20 protein-coding genes are annotated in these 20,263 nt (G+C 76.0%); 6 read left to right on the top strand and 14 right to left on the bottom strand.

Going from position 1 to position 20,263, the window contains the following annotated elements; genetic code table 11:
* The first annotated feature begins 280 nt into the window (after nucleotides 1-280).
* Nucleotides 281-1,813, top strand: a complete 1,533-nt coding sequence (locus ACYVO2_RS22525; RefSeq protein WP_461009741.1) for a pectate lyase family protein — start codon at nucleotides 281-283, stop codon at nucleotides 1,811-1,813.
* Nucleotides 1,814-1,924: 111 nt separating this feature from the next.
* On the opposite strand, the gene ACYVO2_RS22530 is transcribed toward ACYVO2_RS22525, so the two are convergent.
* From ACYVO2_RS22530 to ACYVO2_RS22540, 3 genes are read right to left on the bottom strand one after another with little or no spacing between them, the layout of a single operon-like run.
* On the bottom strand, nucleotides 1,925-2,839 hold the full coding sequence (locus ACYVO2_RS22530; RefSeq protein ID WP_461009742.1) for a MauE/DoxX family redox-associated membrane protein: 915 nt from the start codon (nucleotides 2,837-2,839) through the stop codon (nucleotides 1,925-1,927).
* Between the two features lie 42 nt (nucleotides 2,840-2,881).
* Complete coding sequence (locus ACYVO2_RS22535; protein ID WP_461009743.1) at nucleotides 2,882-3,514, bottom strand: cell wall protein; 633 nt, start codon at nucleotides 3,512-3,514, stop codon at nucleotides 2,882-2,884.
* A gap of 14 nt (nucleotides 3,515-3,528) precedes the next feature.
* Entirely contained in the window at nucleotides 3,529-3,954 is a 426-nt protein-coding gene (locus ACYVO2_RS22540; RefSeq protein WP_461009744.1) for an RlpA-like double-psi beta-barrel domain-containing protein, read from the bottom strand.
* 493 nt (nucleotides 3,955-4,447) lie between these two features.
* On the opposite strand from ACYVO2_RS22540, the gene ACYVO2_RS22545 reads away from it, so the two are divergent.
* Nucleotides 4,448-6,016, top strand: coding sequence for an N-acetylmuramoyl-L-alanine amidase (locus tag ACYVO2_RS22545; protein WP_461009745.1), 1,569 nt, complete (start codon nucleotides 4,448-4,450; stop codon nucleotides 6,014-6,016).
* Between the two features lie 96 nt (nucleotides 6,017-6,112).
* On the opposite strand, the gene ACYVO2_RS22550 is transcribed toward ACYVO2_RS22545, so the two are convergent.
* Nucleotides 6,113-6,781 carry a TetR/AcrR family transcriptional regulator gene (locus ACYVO2_RS22550; protein WP_461009746.1) on the bottom strand — a complete coding sequence of 223 codons (669 nt, stop codon included), beginning with the start codon at nucleotides 6,779-6,781 and terminating at the stop codon, nucleotides 6,113-6,115.
* Nucleotides 6,782-6,859: 78 nt separating this feature from the next.
* Here ACYVO2_RS22550 and ACYVO2_RS22555 point away from each other — a divergent pair, with 78 nt between their 5' ends.
* Together ACYVO2_RS22555 and ACYVO2_RS22560 are read left to right on the top strand one after the other, a co-directional pair.
* Nucleotides 6,860-7,645, top strand: coding sequence for an SDR family NAD(P)-dependent oxidoreductase (locus tag ACYVO2_RS22555; protein WP_461009747.1), 786 nt, complete (start codon nucleotides 6,860-6,862; stop codon nucleotides 7,643-7,645).
* Nucleotides 7,642-7,983 carry a DMT family transporter gene (locus ACYVO2_RS22560; RefSeq protein ID WP_461009748.1) on the top strand — a complete coding sequence of 114 codons (342 nt, stop codon included), beginning with the start codon at nucleotides 7,642-7,644 and terminating at the stop codon, nucleotides 7,981-7,983. The genes ACYVO2_RS22555 and ACYVO2_RS22560 overlap by 4 nt, the downstream gene beginning before the upstream one ends.
* Nucleotides 7,984-8,026: 43 nt before the next feature.
* On the opposite strand, the gene ACYVO2_RS22565 is transcribed toward ACYVO2_RS22560, so the two are convergent.
* Nucleotides 8,027-8,386 carry a DUF6463 family protein gene (locus tag ACYVO2_RS22565; RefSeq protein ID WP_461009749.1) on the bottom strand — a complete coding sequence of 120 codons (360 nt, stop codon included), beginning with the start codon at nucleotides 8,384-8,386 and terminating at the stop codon, nucleotides 8,027-8,029.
* 261 nt (nucleotides 8,387-8,647) lie between these two features.
* On the opposite strand from ACYVO2_RS22565, the gene ACYVO2_RS22570 reads away from it, so the two are divergent.
* Together ACYVO2_RS22570 and ACYVO2_RS22575 are read left to right on the top strand one after the other, a co-directional pair.
* The gene (locus tag ACYVO2_RS22570) at nucleotides 8,648-8,944 is read left to right on the top strand and encodes a hypothetical protein (RefSeq protein WP_461009750.1); all 297 of its coding nucleotides are present in this window, start codon (nucleotides 8,648-8,650) and stop codon (nucleotides 8,942-8,944) included.
* Complete coding sequence (locus tag ACYVO2_RS22575; RefSeq protein ID WP_461009751.1) at nucleotides 8,941-9,777, top strand: alpha/beta fold hydrolase; 837 nt, start codon at nucleotides 8,941-8,943, stop codon at nucleotides 9,775-9,777. The genes ACYVO2_RS22570 and ACYVO2_RS22575 overlap by 4 nt, the downstream gene beginning before the upstream one ends.
* 66 nt (nucleotides 9,778-9,843) lie before the next feature.
* Here ACYVO2_RS22575 and ACYVO2_RS22580 read toward each other — a convergent pair whose 3' ends face one another.
* The 9 genes from ACYVO2_RS22580 to ACYVO2_RS22620 form a co-directional block, all read right to left on the bottom strand.
* Nucleotides 9,844-11,601: an ATP-binding cassette domain-containing protein gene (locus tag ACYVO2_RS22580; RefSeq protein WP_461009752.1), complete on the bottom strand. Its 1,758-nt coding sequence runs from the start codon at nucleotides 11,599-11,601 to the stop codon at nucleotides 9,844-9,846.
* Between the two features lie 280 nt (nucleotides 11,602-11,881).
* The gene (locus ACYVO2_RS22585) at nucleotides 11,882-12,121 is read right to left on the bottom strand and encodes a helix-turn-helix domain-containing protein (RefSeq protein WP_461009753.1); all 240 of its coding nucleotides are present in this window, start codon (nucleotides 12,119-12,121) and stop codon (nucleotides 11,882-11,884) included.
* Nucleotides 12,121-12,615 (bottom strand): DUF2975 domain-containing protein, encoded by a 495-nt coding sequence (locus ACYVO2_RS22590; protein ID WP_461009754.1) that lies wholly within the window; start codon nucleotides 12,613-12,615, stop codon nucleotides 12,121-12,123. Before ACYVO2_RS22590 ends, ACYVO2_RS22585 begins: the two co-directional genes overlap by 1 nt.
* Before the next feature lie 157 nt (nucleotides 12,616-12,772).
* Nucleotides 12,773-12,919 (bottom strand): hypothetical protein, encoded by a 147-nt coding sequence (locus ACYVO2_RS22595; RefSeq protein WP_461009755.1) that lies wholly within the window; start codon nucleotides 12,917-12,919, stop codon nucleotides 12,773-12,775.
* A gap of 133 nt (nucleotides 12,920-13,052) precedes the next feature.
* Nucleotides 13,053-16,907: an nSTAND1 domain-containing NTPase gene (locus tag ACYVO2_RS22600; RefSeq protein ID WP_461009756.1), complete on the bottom strand. Its 3,855-nt coding sequence runs from the start codon at nucleotides 16,905-16,907 to the stop codon at nucleotides 13,053-13,055.
* Between the two features lie 189 nt (nucleotides 16,908-17,096).
* Nucleotides 17,097-17,462: a hypothetical protein gene (locus ACYVO2_RS22605; RefSeq protein WP_461009757.1), complete on the bottom strand. Its 366-nt coding sequence runs from the start codon at nucleotides 17,460-17,462 to the stop codon at nucleotides 17,097-17,099.
* 429 nt (nucleotides 17,463-17,891) lie between these two features.
* On the bottom strand, nucleotides 17,892-18,089 hold the full coding sequence (locus ACYVO2_RS22610; protein ID WP_461009758.1) for a ferredoxin: 198 nt from the start codon (nucleotides 18,087-18,089) through the stop codon (nucleotides 17,892-17,894).
* Nucleotides 18,090-18,505: 416 nt separating this feature from the next.
* Complete coding sequence (locus ACYVO2_RS22615) at nucleotides 18,506-19,492, bottom strand: aldo/keto reductase (RefSeq protein ID WP_461009759.1); 987 nt, start codon at nucleotides 19,490-19,492, stop codon at nucleotides 18,506-18,508.
* A gap of 225 nt (nucleotides 19,493-19,717) precedes the next feature.
* A complete protein-coding gene (locus tag ACYVO2_RS22620; protein ID WP_461009760.1) occupies nucleotides 19,718-20,164 on the bottom strand; it encodes an SRPBCC family protein in 447 nt (148 codons plus the stop codon).
* Nucleotides 20,165-20,263 lie beyond the last annotated feature (99 nt).

The raw sequence follows: 20,263 nt of genomic DNA on the forward strand, positions 1-20,263 counted from the left end.
AGCCGCCCGGTCACACCGCCGGTTCCGGCTGCCCCCGTGTAGGCGGCGCCGCCGCCACGGGCGGCACTCGCACACCCGCGTCCGGACCGGCGCCGACGGCCGCGCCGGTCCGGGCCGCGGCGGAAACCGCCGTCCCGATCCGCACCGGGAGCACAGCACCCCCCATCCGGGCCGGGCTCCGGCCTGCCCGGTGACAGGTCGGCGAGCCCCGACGGCGCGCCGGTACGACCAGGTACGCAGCGGCACCACCCAGCATTCGAGGACGAAAGGGGAGGCGGCGATGAGACGACCGGCCTCACTGCGATTCCATGCGGCGCTGGCCACGATGGCCCTCGCGGCCGCGACCGGTGTGGTTCTGTCGATACCCGAGTCGTCGGCGGCCACCACCGGCGCCGGCGGCTACGCGACCCAGAACGGCGGGACCACCGGCGGCGCGGGCGGGCAGACGGTGCGGGCCACCACGGGGACCGCGATCCACGCGGCCCTGTGCGGCCGGGCCAGCAGCAGCACCCCGATCACCATCGAGGTCGAGGGGACCATCAACCACGGCAACACCGCCAAGGTGTCGGGCAGCAGTTGCAACACGGCCGCCGGGGTGATCGAGCTCAAGCAGATCAGCAACGTCACCATCATCGGGGTCGGCCAGGGAGCCGTCTTCGACCAGTTGGGCATCCACATCCGCGACTCCCGCAACATCGTGATCCGCAATGTGACCGTCCGGAACGTCAAGAAGTCGGGCTCGCCCACGTCCAACGGCGGTGACGCCATCGGCATGGAGAGCAATGTCCGCAACGTCTGGGTGGACCATGTGACCCTGGAGGCCTCGGGCGGGGAGTCGGAGGGGTTCGACGGCCTCTTCGACATGAAGGACAACACCCAGTACGTGACCCTGTCCTACAGCATCCTGCGCAACTCCGGCCGCGGTGGCCTGGTCGGATCCAGCGAGAGCGACCTCTCGAACGGCTTCATCACCTACCACCACAACCTGTACGAGAACATCGACTCCCGCGCGCCGCTGCTGCGCGGCGGCGTCGCGCACATCTACAACAACCACTACGTGGGCCTCAGGGAGTCCGGCATCAACTCCCGGGCCGGCGCCCGCGCCAAGGTGGACAACAACTACTTCAAGAACTCCAAGGACGTCCTGGGCACCTTCTACACCGACGCGGCCGGCTACTGGCAGGTCAGCGGCAACATCTTCGACAACGTCACCTGGTCGGCCCCGGGCAGCGAGAACAGGCCCGCGGGACCGGACCCGCGGTCCAACACCACGGTCGGCATCCCCTACTCCCACAGTCTCGACCCGGCCGATTGCGTGCCGAGCGTGGTGAGCAGGACGGCGGGCGCCAACAAGGGCCTCCAGGAGTCCGACGGCGCCTGCACGCCGCAGTCGCCGTCGCCGACCCCGCAGCCGACCGACCCGACGCCGGGACCGACCCAGCCCGGCGGGACCAACCTCAGCCTCGGGGCGGGCGCCGACGGCTCGAGCAAGGCGAGCGGGACCAGCTTCGGCAATGTGCGGGACGGTGACATGGGCACCCACTGGTCGCCGGCCGGCCCGACCGGTTCCGTCTCGGTGAAGTGGGGCTCCCCCACCACGGTGTCCAGGCTCAACGTCCGTGAGGCGTCGGGCTCCGCGGGGAGCATCGGCTCCTGGCGGGTCGTCAACGCCGACACCGGCGCCGTGCTGACCACCGGCAGCGGGGCGGGCGTGATCACGATCCCCCGGACCACGCTGAGCAAGGTCACCTTCGAGATCACCGGCTCGACCGGCACCCCGAAGGTCGCCGAGTTCGAGGCCTACGCCGGGTAGCGGTCACCGCGGACCCGGCCTTCGGGTGAAGGCCGGGTCCGCGTCCGGCGAGTGCCGAGGTGAGCGGTCCCGGCCGCGGGCGTCGTCCGGTGCCCGCGGCCGGGGCCGGGCTCAGGTGACGATCGGCAACGAGGGCCGGGCGGAGACGTCGGCGAGCACGTCCGGCAGCGGGTGCTCCCCCTCCTCGTCCAGGACGACGACGCGCACCGCGGGCCGGGGCGTGTTGTCCAGGTCGGCCCGGGCGTCCACGGCGAACACCACCAGGACGTGCCGCTGCCCGTCCGGCCCCCGGTGCAGCCCCGAGTACTGGAGGAACCGCCAGCCGTCCTCGTCCCAGTGGTCGAGCAGTCCCGAGCGGACGACCGGCGCGGCCGCCTCCCAGGCCAGCGAGCGTTCCAGGAGCTCCACCGTGGCCTCGACCGGCGCCCCCGCCCGGGCGGCGGGGCCGTCGCCGAGCGGGTGGCCGAACAGCCGTATCCGCAGCCGGCCCAGCGGCGGCAGGACGCGCCGCCGCACGTCGGCGAAGAGCGCCGCCGCGACCAGCAGGCAGGCCGCGAGGAAGCCGAGCGACGCTCCCGGCCTCTCCGGCAGCGCCCGCCACCAGGGTGTGTCCGACGCCAGTGCGGCCAGGCCGCCGAGCGGGACCAGGCCGGCCCTGGCGAACGCCCGCGGGCCGACGGGGGCGTCGTCGCGGGCCGAGCAGCCGCAGGACGACCCGGGCACGGTGGCCCGGGCGTATCCCAGGTAGCCGAGGAAGCCGGCGCCGAGCAGGGCCGCCGCCGTCCCCGGCACCACGCCCGGGCCGCCGCCCGGCGGCACCGCCAGCAGGGCGGCGGCGACCGCGAGTTCCACCGCGCCGAGCGCCCGCAGCGCCCGGGCCGCCCGGCCGAGGTCGCCGGCGGCGCGCTCCAGCGCGGTGCCGGCGACCTGGCGCTCGGCGGAGCGGCCGAACAGCTTGACCGCGCCGGTCCAGGCGAGCAGCGCGCCGAGGGCGAGCGGTGTCAGGTGCGAGGACAGCGACAGCATCCGATTCCCCTCTCGTTCATGGTGCCCAGTGGTGGCCGGGGGTCAGTGGCCGACGCTGACCCGGGCGATGTCGATGGAGTCGTCGCTCGGCCGCCAGGCCCCGAGCACCTGGGCGGCCTGGCCGATCCGCAGCCGGGACAGGTCCGAGGTGAGCGCCGCCCCGCGGTAGGAGGCGGTGGTGGTGCCCTGGACGACCCTGCCGACGACGGCGTGGTGGCCGTGGGCCAGGTGCAGCCGGTCCCTGGCGATGCCGCGGATGGTGCAGTGCAGGTTGACGATGTTCACCCACACCGCGTCCGCGGCGATGCTGCCGTCCGGCATCGGCACCCCGCGGGCGTACAGGCCGTCGCCGGGCTCGATGGCGTCGGCCGAGGTGGGGTGGAGCTTCCAGACGCTGGTGGCGTTGGTGAGCTGGATCCGGTGGGCCTCGCCGTGGGAGCCGGCCACCTCGAGCATGCTGCCGTTCCGGCCGGCGACCCGGCCCTCGGCGAACGAGGTGGTGGTGACGGCCGGGTCCAGGGAGGGCGTGGGCGCGGCGAACGCGGCGTCGGCGTCGAGCGCGCCGAGCGCCGAGGCGCCCACGATGGTGGCCCCGCCGAGCGCGGCGGCGGACAGCAGGGTGCGGCGGCCGACCCGGGGGGCGCCGTCGGAGGCGCCGGAGCGGTGTCCGTCCATGTCGTCGTCCCTCCTCACTCGTAGATCCACACGGGGAGCTTGCCGGAGGCGAGGTCGCCGATGGCGGAGAAGGCCGCCGGGGTGAGGTCGAGGATGCGGTTGGTGCGGCACTCGCCGTTGCAGCAGGCCGCCTCGCCGCACCAACTGTGCGTGCGCGGGCCGCAGTCGGTGATGGTGATGCACACCGTGGCCCCGGTGCACTGGTGTCTGACGTTCATCACCGCGCCGCAGCCCCGCCGCGGGATGTTGCCCTCACCGCACAGGTCGGGCCGGGTGATGCTCCAGCAGTTCGCGGAGGCGTTGGGCCAGGCGCCGTGGTTGGCGCCGGAGCGGCAGTTGCCGCAGGCGCCCCCGCCGGCGGTGCCGCAGGGGCCCCACGCGGCGCCGCAGCAGAACCACGTGGTCTCCCCCCGCCACAGATAGGTGGATCCGCAGGCCATGGGGTTGCTCCCTTCACCGGTCGGCCCGGGTGTGCCCGGGCGGGCCGGGGATCGCTGGGTGTCCTTCTGGGATCGCGGAGCCCGGCCGCGTGCGCGCCGCCCGACCCGATCTGCTTTGTTGCGATCATGACAACAAGCGCTCATGGCAGTGGTCGCCACGCTAAATGATCAGGTCCATGACAATACGGCGCACCCTCCGGGCTCTTTGCTCGCCACCGCCGCCGCGGCGTCCGCCGCGCAGACCGGTGGGTGACACGATGTCCGTGGGGCGTCAGTGCTGTGGAGCACCCTCATGATGCCGTGTTCTACGCGCATCATCCAGAGGGCAATATTGAGCAGTCCGCCATTGACGTGAACATGGCGCTGATGATAGGGGTGTGTCCTCACGCCGGCAGGCACCCCCGCTCCGGCGCCGCGCACACGGCAAGGTCGGCCGGTGAGCAGCCGGGCGACGCGTCCACGCACCGCCCGTGCAGGGCTGATCGGAGGAAGCATGGTCCGGCGAACGAGGCTGTGGAGGCGGACCGCGTCGTCCGTCCTCGCCGGCCTGGTCACGTCCGCGCTCCTGGCGTCGGGACAGGCCGGGGCCGCCACCGGCGACCGGGGCGCCCCCGCGGCGGCGGAGGGAGCGGTGAACCGCGCCTTCGCCGCGGCGGCCGAGGAGTACGACGTGCCGCGCGACCTGCTGGTCGCCGTCGGCTACGGCGAGACCCGCCTGGACGGCCACCAGGGGCGGCCCAGCCAGGCGGGCGGCTACGGGGTCATGCACCTGGTGAGCAATCCGGAGCGGCGCACCCTGGAGCAGGCGGCCGAGCTGACCGGCGCCGCACCGGCCGAGCTGCGCCGGGACACCCCGGCCAACATCCGCGGCGGCGCCGCCGTGCTCCGCGCCCGGGCCGACGCGCTCGGCCTGGACGCCGCGGAGCGGGACCGCGTCGGCGCGTGGTACCCGGTCGTGGCCGAGTACGGCGGGGCGGACCGGTCGTCCGCGGCGCGCCTGTACGCCGACGCCGTCTACGACATCCTGGCCCGCGGCGCCAGTGCCCGGGTGGCCGGCGGCGAACGGGTGGCCGTGGCCCCGCGCGAGGTGCGTCCGGAACGCGGCCGGTACGCCCGGTCGGCGCCCTCCGCGCTCTCCCCCGACTACCCGCCGGCCCGGTGGGTGCCGGCCAACTCCGGGAACTACCAGGTCGGGCGCTCGTCGGCCATCACCACCGTGGTGGTGCACGTGACCCAGGGCTCCTACGCCGGGACGATCAGTTGGTTCCAGAACCCGTCGTCCAACGTGAGCGCCCACTACGTGGTGCGGTCCTCCGACGGCGAGGTCACCCAGATGGTGCGCGACGCCGACACCGCCTGGCACGCCAGGTCGGGCAACCCGTACTCGCTCGGCATCGAGCACGAGGGCTATGTGGACAACCCGGCCTGGTTCACCGACTCCATGTACCGGGCGTCCGCCGACCTGACCCGGTACCTGTGCGACCACTACGGCATCCCCAAGGACCGGGCGCACATCGTCGGCCACAACGAGGTGCCGAACAACGACCACACCGACCCCGGGCCGCACTGGGACTGGAACCGCTACATGGAGCTGGTGCGCGGCGGCAGCGGCGGAACGCCGGTGCAGCTCGACTTCGCCTCGTACGAGACGCAGCGCAGCGGCGCCACCGGCGGCCAGGTGCGCGCGGTGCAGTACCTGCTGAACCAGCAGGGCTTCGACGCGGGCACCGTGGACGGCGTGTTCGGCGCCCGCACCGAGAGCGCGGTCAAGGCGTTCCAGACCAACCGCCGGCTGACCGCGGACGGCGTGGTGGGCGCCAGGACCTGGACGGCCCTGCTGTCCGCCGGGACCACCCCGCTGCTCCAGCAGGGCAGCACGGGGGCCGCGGTGCAGCGGCTGCAACGCGCGCTGACGGCGGCGCTCGGCCGGACCGTCGCCGTGGACGGCGTCTTCGGCTCCGGCACCGGCCAGGCGGTGCGCGACTACCAGTCCAGCCGGGGCCTCGGCGTGGACGGCGTCGTGGGTGGCGCCACCTGGAGCGCCCTCCAAGCCGGTCGGTGACCCCGCCGGGCGACGGCGGCGGGTGAGTTCCGTGAGCGGGCCCGGCTCCTCCCCCCGCGGGGCGGAGCCGGGCCCGGCGGCTCCGGTGCGCGGGCGCTACGGGGCTGCCGCGGGCCGGGTCAGCGTGTCCCAGGCGGCCAGGGCGGTCTCGGCCGTGCGCGCCAGTTCGTCGCGGCCGGCGCCGTCGCGGGCGCGGATGGACATGCCGTGCAGCACGGCGCTGTAGAAGGCGGCCACCGCCGCCGTGTCGGTGCCTGCCGGCAGGTCGCCGTCGCGTACGCCCTGCTCCAGACGGCGGGCCAGAGCCTCGTCGCCCTCGCGCCGCCACCGCGAGAGGAACTCGCCCGCCGCGGAGTTGGCGGGCGAGCAGTTCAGGGCGGCGACGACGATCATGCACCCCGTGGGCCTGCCCGGCTCGGTGCAGGCGCGGGCGGTCTCCCGCAGCACCGTGGCGACGGCGTCCCGCGCGGTGGGCTCCTCGCCGAGGGCGCGGGCGATGGGCACCCCCTCGGTGGCGTCGTACAGCGCGACGGCCTCGCGGAACAGCTCCTCCTTCGAGCCGAAGGCGGCGTACAGGCTGGGTGAGTTGATGCCCATGGCGGCGGTGAGGTCGCTCATCGTGGCGCCCTCGTAGCCGCGCTCCCAGAAGACCTCCATCGCCGCGGCCAGGGCCGCTCCCCGGTCGAAGCCCCGGGGCCGGCCCCGGGGCCGCCCGCCGGGCCGGGCCGTTGTCGCCATCCGCCACCGCCTTTCTGTGTCGCTCATTAAATATATGCCTTGACGTGCTCCGCCGGCTGCACGACCATTTCTGTGTCGATCAGCACAGAAATGAGGGCACCCCCCATGACCCAGCCCACCACGACCCAGCCCGCAGACACGCTCCCACGCCGGCTCACGGGCACGGCGGCCCTGGTCACGGGCGGCAGCAGGGGCATCGGCGCGGCCATCGCCCGGCGGCTGGCGCGCGAGGGCGCCGACGTGGCGTTCACCCACGTCAGCGCGGCCGGGGCGGCGCGGGCCGCCGGCGTCGTCGCGGACATCGAGGCCGCGGGACGGCGCGGGCTGGCCATCCGGGCCGACGCCGCCGACCCCCGGGCCGTGACCGCCGCCGTGGACCGGGCGGCCGCCGCGTTCGGCCGACTGGACATCGTCGTCAACAACGCGGGCATCGCCCCCATGGGCCCCGTGGAGGACGTCACCGCAGAGGAACTGGACCGGGCGCTGGCCGTGCACGTCCGCGCCGCCTTCCTCACCGTGCAGGCCGCCCTGCGCCACCTGCCCGAGGGCGGGCGCGTCATCAGCATCGGCAGCAACCTGACCGAGCGCGCCCACTTCCCCAGCACCGCCCTGTACACCATGACCAAGTCCGCGCTCTCCGGCCTGACCCGGGCGCTCGCCCGCGAACTCGGCCCGCGCGGCATCACCGCCAACGTCGTCCACCCCGGCTCGACCAACACCGACATGAACCCCGCCGCCGCCCCCGAGGCCGAGGCCGAACGCGCCCTGACCGCCCTGGGCCGCTACCTGGATCCCGACGACATCGCCGCCACCGTGGCCCACCTGGCAGGACCGGACGGTCGCGGCATCACCGGCGCGGCGATCACCGTGGACGCGGGCGCGAACGCGTGAGGACGGCGGCCCCCGGAGCGGCCTGGAGCATCCTGGTCCTGGCCGCGCTGCTCGAACTCGTCTGGGCGCTGGCCCTCAAGCAGGCCGAGGGCTTCACCCGGCTGTGGCCCAGCGTCCTGGCCCTGGCCGGGGCGCTGACCAGCTTCCTGCTGCTCAGCCTGGCGATCCGCACCCTGCCGGTCGGCACCGCCTACGCGGTGTGGGTCGGCATCGGCGCCGCCGGGGTCTTCGCGGCCGGGGCGGTCGCCCTCGGCGAACGCGTCACCCCGGCCCGGGTGCTGTGCGTGGCCCTGGTCCTCGCGGGGGTGGTGGGGCTGCGCCTGCTGGAGGACGGCTGAGGGCTGGGCGGTGCGGCGGGAGGACTCCGGGATCCCGGACGGCTCAGCCGCGCAGCGACCTGCGCAGCAGGAGGCCGCCGATGCCGACCAGGGCGGGGAAGCCGCCCTTCGGCATGGCCGCGGTGCCCGTGACGCCGACGGCGGTGAGCACGGCGCCCGCGGCGCGCTGGGCCGGGATGTCGCCGTGCTCCTCCGCGGACCGCAGCAGCCGGCCGCCCATCCACAGCGCGGGCGCGGCGGCCATGAACCAGAAGGCGGCGGCGCGGTCGCCCCGGTCGGGCACGGAGTTGACGAGCTTTCCGCGCGCGATGTCCGCGAGCACATCGCGGTAGATCACGGCACCGATGGCTCCGTGTCCGATGCCGACGACCTGGAGCCAGCGCCCGGCTGAACGTCGCTTCATCGCCTCATCGTACGAACCGCCCGGGAGCACTCCGGCGGTGGGCCGGCCCCGGGGCCGGGCGGTGCGGCGGCGGGCTCCCGCGCGGCGGGGGGGGCGGGGCCGGTGCCGGGAGACGACGGGGCCAGTAGCATCATGGGCGCTCATGGCGGCCCGGGTGAAACAGCGAGTCGGGATGGATCCGTGCGGCGGACGTGGAGCAGTGGGGAAACGTGACCGTGGGGCTGCTGGAGAGCACCGCGGAAACCGCTCGCCGAGCCGCTGGTGTCCGCGCCCGCCCGCGCCCGGCCCGGCGTCGGGCCGCGCCCGGTCACCGGGTGCTCCGGCCACTTCCAGCGGTGGCCGGACGACGGCGACCCGGACCTGACGCCGCCGTACGACCTGGGCGGCACCCCGTCGCCGCACGCGCCGCCGCCGGTGCGGGAGCGCCCGTGGGCGGTGGCGCCGCAGTGCGCCGGGGCGCCCGCCCCCGCCGGGACGCACCCGGCCGGGATCCCGGCCGCGGACGGACACGCCTCCCGCGGGGCGGGTGGCACAGGAACGGACGAAGGACCGGCATGACAGGCGACGACCAGCGGCTCCACGGCTCCACCCGCGCGCAGGACGGCACCGTCCTGGCCTACCAGTGCCGGGGCGCCGGCCGGCCGCTGGTGCTGCTGTCCGGGCAGGCGAACAACCACCACTGGTGGGACGGGGTGCGCGAGGACTTCCACGGCACCCACCGCACCATCACCATGGACTACCGCGGCACCGGGGCCAGCGGCGCCCCCGAGGGGCCCTACTCGACGGAGCTGTTCGCCGACGACGTGATCGCGGTCCTGGACGCCCTGGGCATCGACAGCGCCGACCTCTACGGCACCTCCATGGGCGGCCGTGTCGCCCAGTGGGTCGCCGCCCGCCACCCCGGGCGGGTGCGGCGCCTGGTGCTGGGCTGCACCTCGCCCGGCGGGCCGCGGGCCGTGGAGCGGGACGCGTCGGTGCGGCGCGCCCTGGCCCAGCCCGACCCGAAGGCGGCGCGGGAAACCCTGATCGACCTGATGTACACCCCCGCCTGGCGCGCCGCGCACCCCGGTCCGTACACCACGCTGGGCGACCCCGGGATGCCGCCGCACGCCCGCCGGGGCCACCTGGCCGCCAGCAACCGCCACGACGCCTGGGAGGTGCTTCCCCGGATCACCGCGCCCACCCTGGTCCTGCACGGCGGCGACGACCGGCTCACCCCCGCCGACAACGTCTCCCTGCTCACCGCCCGCATCCCCCGGGCCGCCGGCCACGTGTTCCCCGGCGCCCGCCACGCCTACTTCCAGGAGTGCCGCCCGCAGGCGAGCGCCCTGGTGGCGGAATTCCTCGCCGACGACCGGGACCGGCCGCGGCCGGTGGCGGCGCACCGCTGAGCGCGGGCCGGGCCCCGGCCCGCGCACCCCGGCCTCACCGCCGCCCCGCCTCCCCCGGCCTCGGCGTCACCCGTGAACCGGTCCGCCCGCCGACCCGGCCCGGGGCGGCGGGCCGGCGGGCGTGAGGTGGAGTCGGGGCCAGGCCGCGAGGTCGTCCAGCAGCCGGCGGTCGTGCGTGGCGACGACGACGGCGGCCGAGGTGCCGAGCAGCGCCTCGGTCAGCTCCTCGACGAGCCCAGCCGAGAGGTGGTTGGTCGGCTCGTCGAAGATGATCAGGTCGGGGCGGACGGCCAGCTTCAGCGCCAGGTCCAGGCGCCGCTGCTGCCCCAGGGACATGCGGGCCACCGGGGTGCGCATCGCCTCGCGGTCCAGCAGGCCGGTCGCGGCCAGGGGCACGAGGTCGCGCTCGTGGACGTCGCCGCGGACGAGCAGCCGCCCGGAGTGCCGGTCGTACACCTGCCGGGCGGTCAGCTCGCCGGGCCAGGCCGGGACCTCCTGGGCGACGAACGCCACCCGGGCGCCCGGCAGGTGGCGCACCGTGCCGCTGGTCGGGGGGAGCGCGGCGGCGAGCACGGAGAGCAGCGTGGACTTGCCGGCGCCGTTGCCGCCGATGACGAGCAGCCGGTCCCCGCCGTCCACCGCGAGGGTGACCGGGCCCACGAGCCGCCCGGCGACGCCCACGCCGTGCGCGCGCACCAGCGCCGTCCCGCCGCGGGTGGCCAGCTCGGGCCAGCGCAGCGAGAGCGGCGGCTCGGGGACGGTGACGCGGTGGGCCTCCAGCGCCTCCCGCTCCCGGTTCAGCGCCTGCACCACGCCCGGCGCCCGGGACTGGCGCTGGTGCTTGCCCGTGCCCTTCGGGGGCCGCCACCCGGTGCCGAGGCGGTCGCGGGCCCGGTCCACCGCGGCGGTCAGCCTGCGGTGCTCCTCCCGCTGCCGCTCGTGGTCCTGGGTCCACCGCTCGCGGTCGCGGCGGCGCCCCTCCCGCCACGCGTCGTACCCGCCGGCGTACAGGCGGGGGCGTCCGTCCTGGGTGGGGTCCAGGTCGAGGAACTCCCGGGCGACGTCGCGCAGCAGGGCGCGGTCATGGCTGACCAGGGCGACTCCCCCGCCGTGGCCGCGCAGGCGTTCGGTGAGGAAGGCCAGGCCGTCCGCGTCGAGGTGGTTGCTCGGCTCGTCCAGCAGCAGGATGTCGTGCCAGGCCCCCAGCAGGCAGGCCAGGCGCACCCGGTGCCGCTGTCCCACCGACAGGGTGCGCAGTTCGCGTGCCCGGTCGGTGCACGCGTGCAGGGCCTCCAAGGCGACGTCGACGCGCCGCTCGGCGTCCCAGGCGTCCAGGCGCGTGGCGGCGTCCAGCGCGGCGGCGTACCGGTCGGCGGCCCCTTCGGCGCCCCGGGCGAGGTCCGCGGACGCCGCGTCCAGGGCCCGCAGGGCCGTGTGCGCCGCGCGCAGCGCCTCGGCCGTCAGCGTCCCGACGGTCTCGCCGGAGCGGGAGTGCAGGGCCTGCCGGGCGAGGCCGAAGGTGCCCACCCGGTGCACCGAGCCGCGCTCGGGGGCGACGACTCCGGCGAGGACGTGCAGCAGGGTCGTCTTGCCGCGGCCGTTCTCCCCGACGACGGCCAGCCGGGAGCGGCTGGAGACGGTGACGGACACGTCGTGGAGGATGCGCCGCGCGCCGCGCGTGACGGTGATCCCGTCCGCTCGCAACTGGGCGCGCTCGCCCGCCGGGAGCCGGTCGGCGGGTGCCGGCTCGGCGAGGCTCTGGTGGGACTGGGCGGGAAGCTCGATTCGGGACGGGCCGGATGAGCCCGTACGGGGAAGGGACACAGGGTGCTCCGCGGCTCGGAAGGGAGCCGGGCAGCGTGCGAGAGCCGCCCGGCGGAGGGCCGGAACGGCGGGCAGGGAGAAGCAGGTCGAACCCGGTGCGCCGCCGTCAGCGGACGGTGCGCAGCTTCAGGGACCCGGTGCCTGTGTACCACATGAGAGCGACCGTAACACGGCAGTCCGAACGCGGCCCAACGATTATCGACCGCGCCCGCCGCCGGGGGGGCGGAGCGCCGGGGGCCGCCGGCACGGTCGGCTCGCGGTGCCGGCGGCCCCGCCCCCGTCACACCTCCGCGGGGCCCCTGGCCTCCGCGGCGTCCCTGGCCTCCCAGCGCAGCAGGTCTCCCGGCTGGCACTCGAGCGCCTCGCAGAGCGCGGCCAGCGTCGTGAAGCGCACCGCCTTGGCGCGGCCGTTCTTGAGCACCGCCAGGTTGGCGGGCGTGATCCCGACGCGCTCCGCGAGCTCGCCCACGGACATCTTCCGCTTGGCCAGCATCACGTCGATGTCCACGACGATGGGCATCAGATCACCTCGGCCAGCTCGGCCCGCATCCGCGCCGCCTCGACGTCGCGGGCGACGGCCTGGGCGAGCAGCATCCGCAGCACGAGCACGATCAGCGCCACCCCCAGGACCGCCAGGGCGACCCCGCCGATCAGCAGCACCATGCCCGGGGGGACGGCCTCGCCGGGCGCCAGGGCCACCCCGAGCAGGAACATCAGGAGGGCGGCCGCCACGAACGCGCCGATCACCGCCTCCACGTACCGGAAGGCGGCGTGGGAGAACACCGTGCCGCGCCGCACCATCGTCACCAGCCGCCACACGCAGACCAGGACGACCTGCACCGTCGCGACCCCCAGCACCGTGATCACCAGCACCGCGTGCGGGGACGCGAGCTCGGAGTCGGCGTCCTCCAGGTCCATGGCCAGCAGCGGCACCAGCACCGTCTGCACGGCCGCCGTGCCGATCAGCAGCACCACGAGCACGGCGCGCAGCGCGAGCACTGTCAGTCTGCCCATCATCCCTCCTTCGATCGAGCTTCAATAGGAATCTATCGAAAATCGATAGAAGCGGCAAGGAGCGGGCCCACCGGAGGAGCGGGCCGCCGCCCGGGTCAGGGGGCGCAGGTGGGCACGCCGTCCAGCCGGGCCGGGCCCTGGATTGGCGGGGCACGGCCTAGACGCGGGCGGCCCTCGCGGAGGGCCCGGCCTCGGTCCACACGCCGGAGCCCCAGGTCCGGAAGACGTGCCCGGTCGCCGGTCCCGGGTCGACGCGGACCGCTCCGAGGTAGGCGCCCTCGGTCAGGACGGAGCGGCGGGGCACGGGGGACCTCCCGGGTCGGTGGCGGGGACGGGCGGCGGGGTGGCCGTCGGCGGCTTCGCGGGCGCCCCGGCGGGTGGCGGCGTGGGGCGGGCGGGGGCGGGAAACGCCCGGGAAACCCCCGCCGGGCGGGGCGTCAGCCGCGGGCGCAGGGGGCGTCGCGGGAAGCGGGGAGGCCGTCGGTGAACGTGCCGCGGTGGTCCGGGTCCAGGCCGCGGCGCAGCGCGCAGACGCGTTCGAGCCGGGCCGCGACGTCCAGGTCCCACAGCCGCACGGTGCCGTCGGTGCCGCCGGTGGCCACCGTCCGGCCCCGCGCCGGGAAGGCGACGCCGGGCACCGCGTTCGTGTGCCCGGTCAGGACCGCCCACAGGCGCCGCCCGGGCACCTGCCACAGCCGCACCGTGTGGTCGTTGCCGCCGCTGGCCAGGGTGCGGCCGTCGGGTGAGAAGGCGAGGCCGCGCACCGATCCGGTGTGGCCGGTCAGCACGGCCGCCCGGCGGTGCCGCGGGGCGTCCCACAGGTGCACCGTGCCGTCGTTGGCGCTGCTGGCCAGGGTGCGGCCGTCCGGGGAGAACGCCACCGCCCGCACCGCGCCGGTGTGCCCGGTGAGCGTGGCGAGGGGGCGCCGCGCCGCCACGTCCCACAGGCGCACCGTCAGGTCGTCGCCCGCGCTGGCCAGAGTGCGCCCGCCGGGGCCGAACACGATGTCGTTGGCGTAGTCGGTGTGGCCGGTGAGGGTGGCCAGCCCCCGGCGGGCGGCGGCGTCCCACAGGCGGACCGTGCGGTCGGCGCTCGCGGACGCCAGGGTCCGGCCGTCCGGGGAGAACGCCACCGCGAACACGGCGTCGCCGTGCCCGGTCAGGGTGGTCAGGGGCCGGCGGGCGGCGGCGTCCCACAGCCGGACCGTCCGGTCGGCGCTCGCGGACGCCAGGGTCCGGCCGTCCGGGGAGAACGCCACCCCGAACACGGCCTCGCGGTGCCCGGTGAGCACGGCCGGCACCCGGCGCCCGGCCACGTCGTACAGGCGCACCGTCCCGTCGGCGCCCGCGGTGGCCAGCGTCCCGCCGTCCGGGCTGTACGCGACCTCCCCGATCTCGGTGAACGGACGCGTGGCCAGGGCGCGCCCGCGCAGGTCCCACACCACCGCGGACTTGTCGAACCCGGCGGTGGCCAGGGTGGTGCCGCGGGAGTCCACGGCCACGCCGAGCACGTAGTCGGTGTGGCCGGACAGCGTCGCGGCGAGCCGGTTGCCGCGCACGTCCCACAGCCGGGTCGTGCCGTCGCCTCCCCCGCTGACCACGGTGGTGCCGTCGGGGGTGTAGGAGACCGCGTTGACGTCGTCGCTGTGCCCGGTGAGCCGCGCGGTGGCCCGGCCGCGGGCCGCGTCCCACAGCCGCACGGTCCGGTCCATCCCGCCGCTGGCCACGGTCCGCCCGTCCGGGGAGAACGCGACGCCCAGCACCTCCTCGGTGTGCCCGCGCAGCACCGCGAGCGGGCGGCGGCGGACGGTGTCCCACAGCCGCACGGTGCGGTCGGCCCCGACCGAGGCCAGCGTCCGGCCGTCCGGGGCGTACGCCAGCGCGTTCACCCGGCCGCGGTGCCCGGGCAGGGTCGCCACGGGCCCGCGCTCCCCCGCGGCCGGCCACAGCCTGACCTTCCCGTCGACGTCCGCGGTGGCCAGCAGGCGCCCGCGCGGGTCGAACGCCACCGCCCTGGCGGCCGTGGTGACGGCGGGCAGGGCCGTCCGCTCCCGGTGCCCGGCGGTGTCCCACAGTCGCACCGGGCCCTCGGTGGAGGTCGCCGCGAGGGTGCGCCCGCGCGGGTCGAACGCGATGGCCCGCACCCGCCCCGGCCCGGTGAGGACGGCGGCCTGCCCGCGGTCGGCCGTCCGCCACAGCCGCACCGTGCCGTCGGAGCCCGCCGTGGCCAGCCACCGGTCGTCCGGGGCGAAGGCGACCGCGTTGACCGGCGCGGCGTGCCCGGTGAGCCGCGCGGAGAACCGCTGCGCCTGGGTGCTGAGCAGGGCGCCGCGCGCCTCGGTGGTCGGCGCGGCGCGGTAGGCCGCCTCGGCGAGCAGCAGCGACGCCTCCGGCCGCCCCGCGGCCAGGGCGGCCGACCGGGCGGCGAGCGCCTGCGAGCGGGCCACCCGCTCCTGGCCGCGGGCGGCCTCGCGCTGCCGGTGGGCCAGGCAGCCCGCGGTCACGGCGAGGACCAGCAGCGCGGCGAGGGTGGCCAGCAGCCGCTGCTGCACCCGCACCTGACGCCTGGCCTGGGCGGCCCTGCTGTCCTCCGCGGCCCGGCTGGCGCGCAGGAACGCCTCCTCGCGGGGGCCGAGCCTGATCCTGCCGTCGAGCTCCTCCGCGCAGGAGCGGGCCGCGGCCAGTCGGGCCCCGCGGTACAGGGCGGACGGGTCGCGGCCCTCGCGCTCCCACTCGTCGGCGGCCTGCGCGAGCTGCTGGTGGACCAGCAGCCCGGCCCGGTCGGCGTGGATCCAGCCGCGCAGCCGCGGCCAGGCGTGCAGCAGCGCCTCGTGGGCGATCTCCACCGTGTCGCTGTCCACGGTGATCAGCCGGGCCCGCACGAAGGCGTCCAGCGCGGCCCCGGCGCCGTCCGCACCGGACCGCCCCTCCGTCAGGGCGGTGCGGCCCATCCGGCGCCGCGTCGCCCCGGCGCCGTCGGCGACGTGCACCAGCCGCAGCAGGACACGGCGGATCGTCCGCTGCTCGTCCGGGCGCAGGCGGGCGAACACGTCCTCGGCGGTGCGCGCCACCGCGCCCTGGATGCCGCCGGTGCGCTCGTACCCGGCGACGGTCAGCGTGGCGCCCTCCCGGCGCTGCCAGGTCGCCAGGAGGGCGTGCGACACCAGGGGCAGCGCCCCGGAGGGCGGCGGGCAGCCGGCGGAGCCGGGTGCCCGCTCCTCGCCGCGCAGCCCCGCGTCCCGCAGGAGCAGCGGCAGCAGGCCCGGCTCAAGGGCGGCGCCGGCGCGCTCCGCCGGGCGGGTCACCGACTCCCGCAGCTCGGCCACGGACATCGGCGGCAGCACGAACAGGCCGTCGGCGAACACCGGCGCCAGCTCGGGAAGTTCCAGGCAGCTCCCGGTGAAGTCGGCCCGCACGCCGAGCACCACGACGGCGGGCTCGGGGCCGCCCCGCCCGGGCCGGGGGCCGGCCACGGCGCGCAGCACCCGCACGAAGGCGCGCCGCTCGCCGGGGTCGCGGCAGAGGGTGAACAGCTCCTCGAACTGGTCCACCAGCAGCACCGGGCGCGTCGGCGGAGGGTGCCTCCCGGGCCCGGCCGGGGTGCGGTCCAGCAGCCCGCGGACGGCCTCCGACAGCGCCCCCGGCCGGTCCGCGAGCTCTCCCGCGGTGACGCCGAGCTCGCCGCCGAGGGCCTCGGCGGCGCGGCCGAGCAGCTCCTGAAGGGGACGGGCGGTCGGGGTGAGCGTGATCACCGGCCAGCGTTCCGCGCCCGGCACGGGGAAGCCGCCCGGGCGCCGCAGCGCCGGCACCAGACCGGCGTTGAGCAGCGACGACTTGCCCGCGCCCGACGGTGCGACCACGGCGAGAGGTCCCCTGCCGACGTGTTCGAAGACCCGTTCCACCAGGGCGGCCGTGGCGCGCTCCCGGCCGAAGAACCACTCCGCGTCCCCCGGGGTGAACGCCCGCAGGCCCCGGTAGGGGCACGGCACCTCCGGCGGCGTGCCCGCGTCCGGCGCGGCCCCGTTCCCGGCCAGGCGCAGCAGTTCGCCCCCGGCGTCCAGTACCTCGTCGCAGCGGCGGGCGACGTCGGCGGTGACGCGCTTGGCCCCGGTCTCGATCTTGCTGAGGTAGCCCTTGCTGTAGTGGGTCCGCCGGGACAGGTCGGCCAGCGAGAGGCCGCGCCGCTCACGGAGGCGCCGCAGCTCGGCGGGGAACGACGCCTCGGGCGGCTCACGCGGGTGCTCGGCCCTGCCCTCGCGGTTCGGAACGCCCACCAGCACCCCCTCTGACACGGTTTCACCTGGCATCAGATGAAGTGGCCAGATTACTGAGGTGCGGAGCGGCCGGTACGCCCGATATCCACAACCGAGCGGAAATTGCTGAAAAACGACGACAACGGATCAGCGCATGGAAACTTCCGGAGCCGCCCCGTGTCGGCCCCGGAAGTGGTCTCCCGGTCTGAGCCGCGACTGCCGCCCCGGCTACGGCCGGTACAGCGTGATCGAATTGATCGGGGTGAGGTCGGCGTAGACGCCCCTGCTCTCGGCGATGCGGTCGCCGCAGCCCGCGCCGTCGCGTCCGGTGCACAGGCTCGCGGTGGCGCCACCGTACTGGTTGTTGAGCACCCAGTGGTTGCCGAACTGGTTGCTCAGGTTGTGCGCACCGTAGGTGCGGAAGACAAGGCTCGGCCTGACGGCCGGGTTCTGGTCCTGCGGGTAGACGCACACGGCCCCGTGCGGGCACCCGGCCCACTCGTTGGCCGGCCCGGCGGTGGCGGCGCCGTTGAGCGCCAGCACGGCGGCGGCAGCGGTGGCGAGTGCGGCCGCGCCGCGGATGGTCTTGCGCATGAGAGCTCATTCCCCCTTGCGGGTCCTGCTCGGTTCCTCCGACACCCGCAGCCTGCCGCCCCCGCCCTCCCGCTTAGGAGGGGTTTCCCGTCGCCCTTCCCCCCGCCCTCCCGGGAAACCCCTCCTGACCGGGGCGTTCACCGAAGGGCGGGCAACGGCGCGAGCCGGCCCCGAACCCCAGGTGCGGGTCGTCGCGGAACTCGCGCCGTGGGCGGCGCCGGGCCCGGCCGCCCGGCCCGCGGGGCATCCGCACACCGAGGTCCGCCGCGCGGTGGCCACCGACCCGCAGTCACCACCGGCCGCAGCGGCGGCGACCGGCAGGTGGCGGAATCGTGTGAACGGCGGCGGCCGACCCGTCGCCGCCCGCGGTCGTGACGGCGGAGTCGATGCCCTGAAGCGGCCGGGGGCCGGTACCGCGGGGCGCGGTGGTCAGTCCCGGTCCAGGGTGATGGCCTGTACCGGGCAGTCGCGGACGGCCTCCCCTGTGCGGGGGTCGTCGGCTGCGTGCTCCTTGCCGGGGATGACCGCTCCGAAGCCGTCGTTCGTGGTGAAGACCTCCGGAGCGGTCAGCGCGCAGTTCCCCGCGCCGACGCAGATGTCGCTGTCGATCCTGATCCGAGTGGCCACCAGGCCGCCCCTTCCGCCGTTCCCGCCGCACCGTGCAGGCGCCATGGTCACCGGACGCGGCCGCCGGTCGAACGCGCACCTCCGTGCGGGCACTCGTTCGGGTGAAGCGCGCGGGGCACGCGCAGGACACGGCCCGGTCGGCGGATCGGGCCGCCGCCGCGCACCCCCGCTTTCCCCGGCGCGGTGACGGCCCGTCCGCACCGCCCCTTCCCGCGCAGGGCGCCGTCATGCCCGGACGACGCGGACGGGGCCGGGCCCGGGCGGCGGGGGCCGACGCGCCGCGGGCAGGTCTCGCCGCCGGGCCGGACGCGGGCGATCAGCGCGGCCGGCGGGTCGGGCGGGGTCCGCAGCGGGTGGCGGGAGCGGACGGCGTCGAACCGCCACCGCCCGGGGAACGGGCGACGGCCGCGGCGGGTTCAGCCGTTGACGTAGGTGAGGCTGGTCGCGTCGTAGCGGGTGCCCGCAATCTGCTCGGGCGGCGCGGCGGCCTCGATGGCGGCGAGGTCCTCGGGGGTCAGTTCGACGGCCAGGGCGGCGAGGTTCTCCTCCAGGTACTGCTGCCGCCTGGTGCCGGGGATCGGCACCACGTCGTCGCCCCGGTGCTGCACCCAGGCCAGGGCGAGCTGACCCGCGGTGATCCCCTTCGCCGCGGCCAGCTCGTTCAGCTTCGCCACGATCGCCAGGTTCCGCTCCAGGTTGCCGTCGGCGAAACGCGGCTGGCCGCGTCGCATGTCGTCCTCCGCCAGCGCCTCGACCGAGCCGTACCGGCCGGTCAGGAAGCCGCGCCCGAGCGGGGAGAACGGGACCAGGCCGATGCCCAGTTCGCGGCAGACCGGGGCGACCTCCGCCTCCAGGTCGCGGGTCCACAGCGACCACTCGCTCTGGAGCGCGGTGATCGGGTGCACCGCGTGCGCCCGCCGGATGGTGCCCGCCCCGGCCTCGGACAGCCCCAGGTGGCGGACCTTCCCGGCCCGCACCAGCTCGGCCATGGCGCCGACGGTCTCCTCGATCGGCACCTTGGGGTCGACCCGGTGCTGGTAGTAGAGGTCGATGTGGTCGACCCCGAGCCGGCGCAGCGACGCCTCGCACGCCTGCCGGACGTAGGCGGCGTCGCCGCGGATCAGGGTGGGCTCGCCCAGGCGGTTGGCGAAGCCGAACTTCGTGGCCAGCACCACCTGGTCGCGACGCCCGGCGATCGCCCGCCCGATCAGCTCCTCGTTGTGCCCGAAGCCGTAGAAGTCGGCGGTGTCCAGCAGCGTCACCCCGAGGTCGAGGGCGCGGTGCAGCGTCGCGATCGACTGCGTGTCGTCCGCGGCGCCGTAGGCGTGGCTCATGCCCATGCACCCCAGGCCCTGCGCGGAGACTGCCAGTTCGCCCAGGTGCCGGGTGGGAATGTCGGTCATGGTGGTGCCTCCTGCGCTCGGAACCGTCTGTCCCAGGACGCTAGGTGTTGGAGTGCACTCCAAGTCAAACGGGCGTGCGGGCCGGGCCCCGGCGACGCGGGCGGGCGGCGCGGCAGGTCGGCCGCGGTCGGGGAGGACCGGGGCAGGGCAGAGGCAGGGACCATTATCGGTCCCCGCCCGTGTTCCCGCGGCCCGACCGGCGCGTTCCGGGTTCCCGAAGGGGGGTCAGGCGTCCTTGGACAGGTGGGCGTCGAGGCTGTCGAGGAGCATGGTGCTGCCCTCCTCGGCCATGTCGCGCTCCTCGGCGGAGTCGCAGGTCTGGCGGAGCACGATCCGGGTGCGGTGGCCGTCCTGCTCGTCCAGCTCCATGACGATCGCCGCGGGCTCGGGCTTGCCCGGTATGTCCATGCCGGTCACCAGGCGGCGGTTCTCCTCGACCTCGAGGTAGGAGCCGGTCAGCGGGAACTCCTGGCCGTCGGGGGTGACGACCGTGGCCTTCCACGCCCCGCCCGGCCGCACGTCCATCTCGACGGAGCCCGGGGCGGCGTGCGCCCACTGGACGTACTGGTCGGGGTCGGTCCACGCCTGCCACACCTTCGCGGCGGGGGCGTCCAGCGTCCGGGTCAGCGTGTAGGAGAAGTCCTCGGTCGCGCCGCTCTGCTCGGTGGTCATCTCTCGTCCTCTCGTCCCGCCCGTGGCCGGGCTGTCATGAAGGTAGACGTCCCCGGGGCCGAAAGGTCATCGGTCCGCCGGGGATTCTTTTCCGCGGCA

It is taken from the genome of Streptomyces capparidis (genome assembly GCF_054782095.1).

Coding starts and splice junctions, on each gene's coding strand:
- ACYVO2_RS22585 (WP_461009753.1), bottom strand. CDS start 12,121: ATGCCCATCGTCGTGGACATCGACGTGATGCTGGCCAAGCGGAAGATG.
- ACYVO2_RS22535 (WP_461009743.1), bottom strand. CDS start 3,514: ATGGACGGACACCGCTCCGGCGCCTCCGACGGCGCCCCCCGGGTCGGC.
- ACYVO2_RS22620 (WP_461009760.1), bottom strand. CDS start 20,164: ATGACCACCGAGCAGAGCGGCGCGACCGAGGACTTCTCCTACACGCTG.
- ACYVO2_RS22525 (WP_461009741.1), top strand. CDS start 281: ATGAGACGACCGGCCTCACTGCGATTCCATGCGGCGCTGGCCACGATG.
- ACYVO2_RS22575 (WP_461009751.1), top strand. CDS start 8,941: ATGACAGGCGACGACCAGCGGCTCCACGGCTCCACCCGCGCGCAGGAC.
- ACYVO2_RS22590 (WP_461009754.1), bottom strand. CDS start 12,615: ATGGGCAGACTGACAGTGCTCGCGCTGCGCGCCGTGCTCGTGGTGCTG.
- ACYVO2_RS22550 (WP_461009746.1), bottom strand. CDS start 6,781: ATGAGCGACACAGAAAGGCGGTGGCGGATGGCGACAACGGCCCGGCCC.
- ACYVO2_RS22605 (WP_461009757.1), bottom strand. CDS start 17,462: ATGCGCAAGACCATCCGCGGCGCGGCCGCACTCGCCACCGCTGCCGCC.
- ACYVO2_RS22545 (WP_461009745.1), top strand. CDS start 4,448: ATGGTCCGGCGAACGAGGCTGTGGAGGCGGACCGCGTCGTCCGTCCTC.
- ACYVO2_RS22555 (WP_461009747.1), top strand. CDS start 6,860: ATGACCCAGCCCACCACGACCCAGCCCGCAGACACGCTCCCACGCCGG.
- ACYVO2_RS22530 (WP_461009742.1), bottom strand. CDS start 2,839: ATGCTGTCGCTGTCCTCGCACCTGACACCGCTCGCCCTCGGCGCGCTG.
- ACYVO2_RS22615 (WP_461009759.1), bottom strand. CDS start 19,492: ATGACCGACATTCCCACCCGGCACCTGGGCGAACTGGCAGTCTCCGCG.
- ACYVO2_RS22540 (WP_461009744.1), bottom strand. CDS start 3,954: ATGGCCTGCGGATCCACCTATCTGTGGCGGGGGGAGACCACGTGGTTC.
- ACYVO2_RS22565 (WP_461009749.1), bottom strand. CDS start 8,386: ATGAAGCGACGTTCAGCCGGGCGCTGGCTCCAGGTCGTCGGCATCGGA.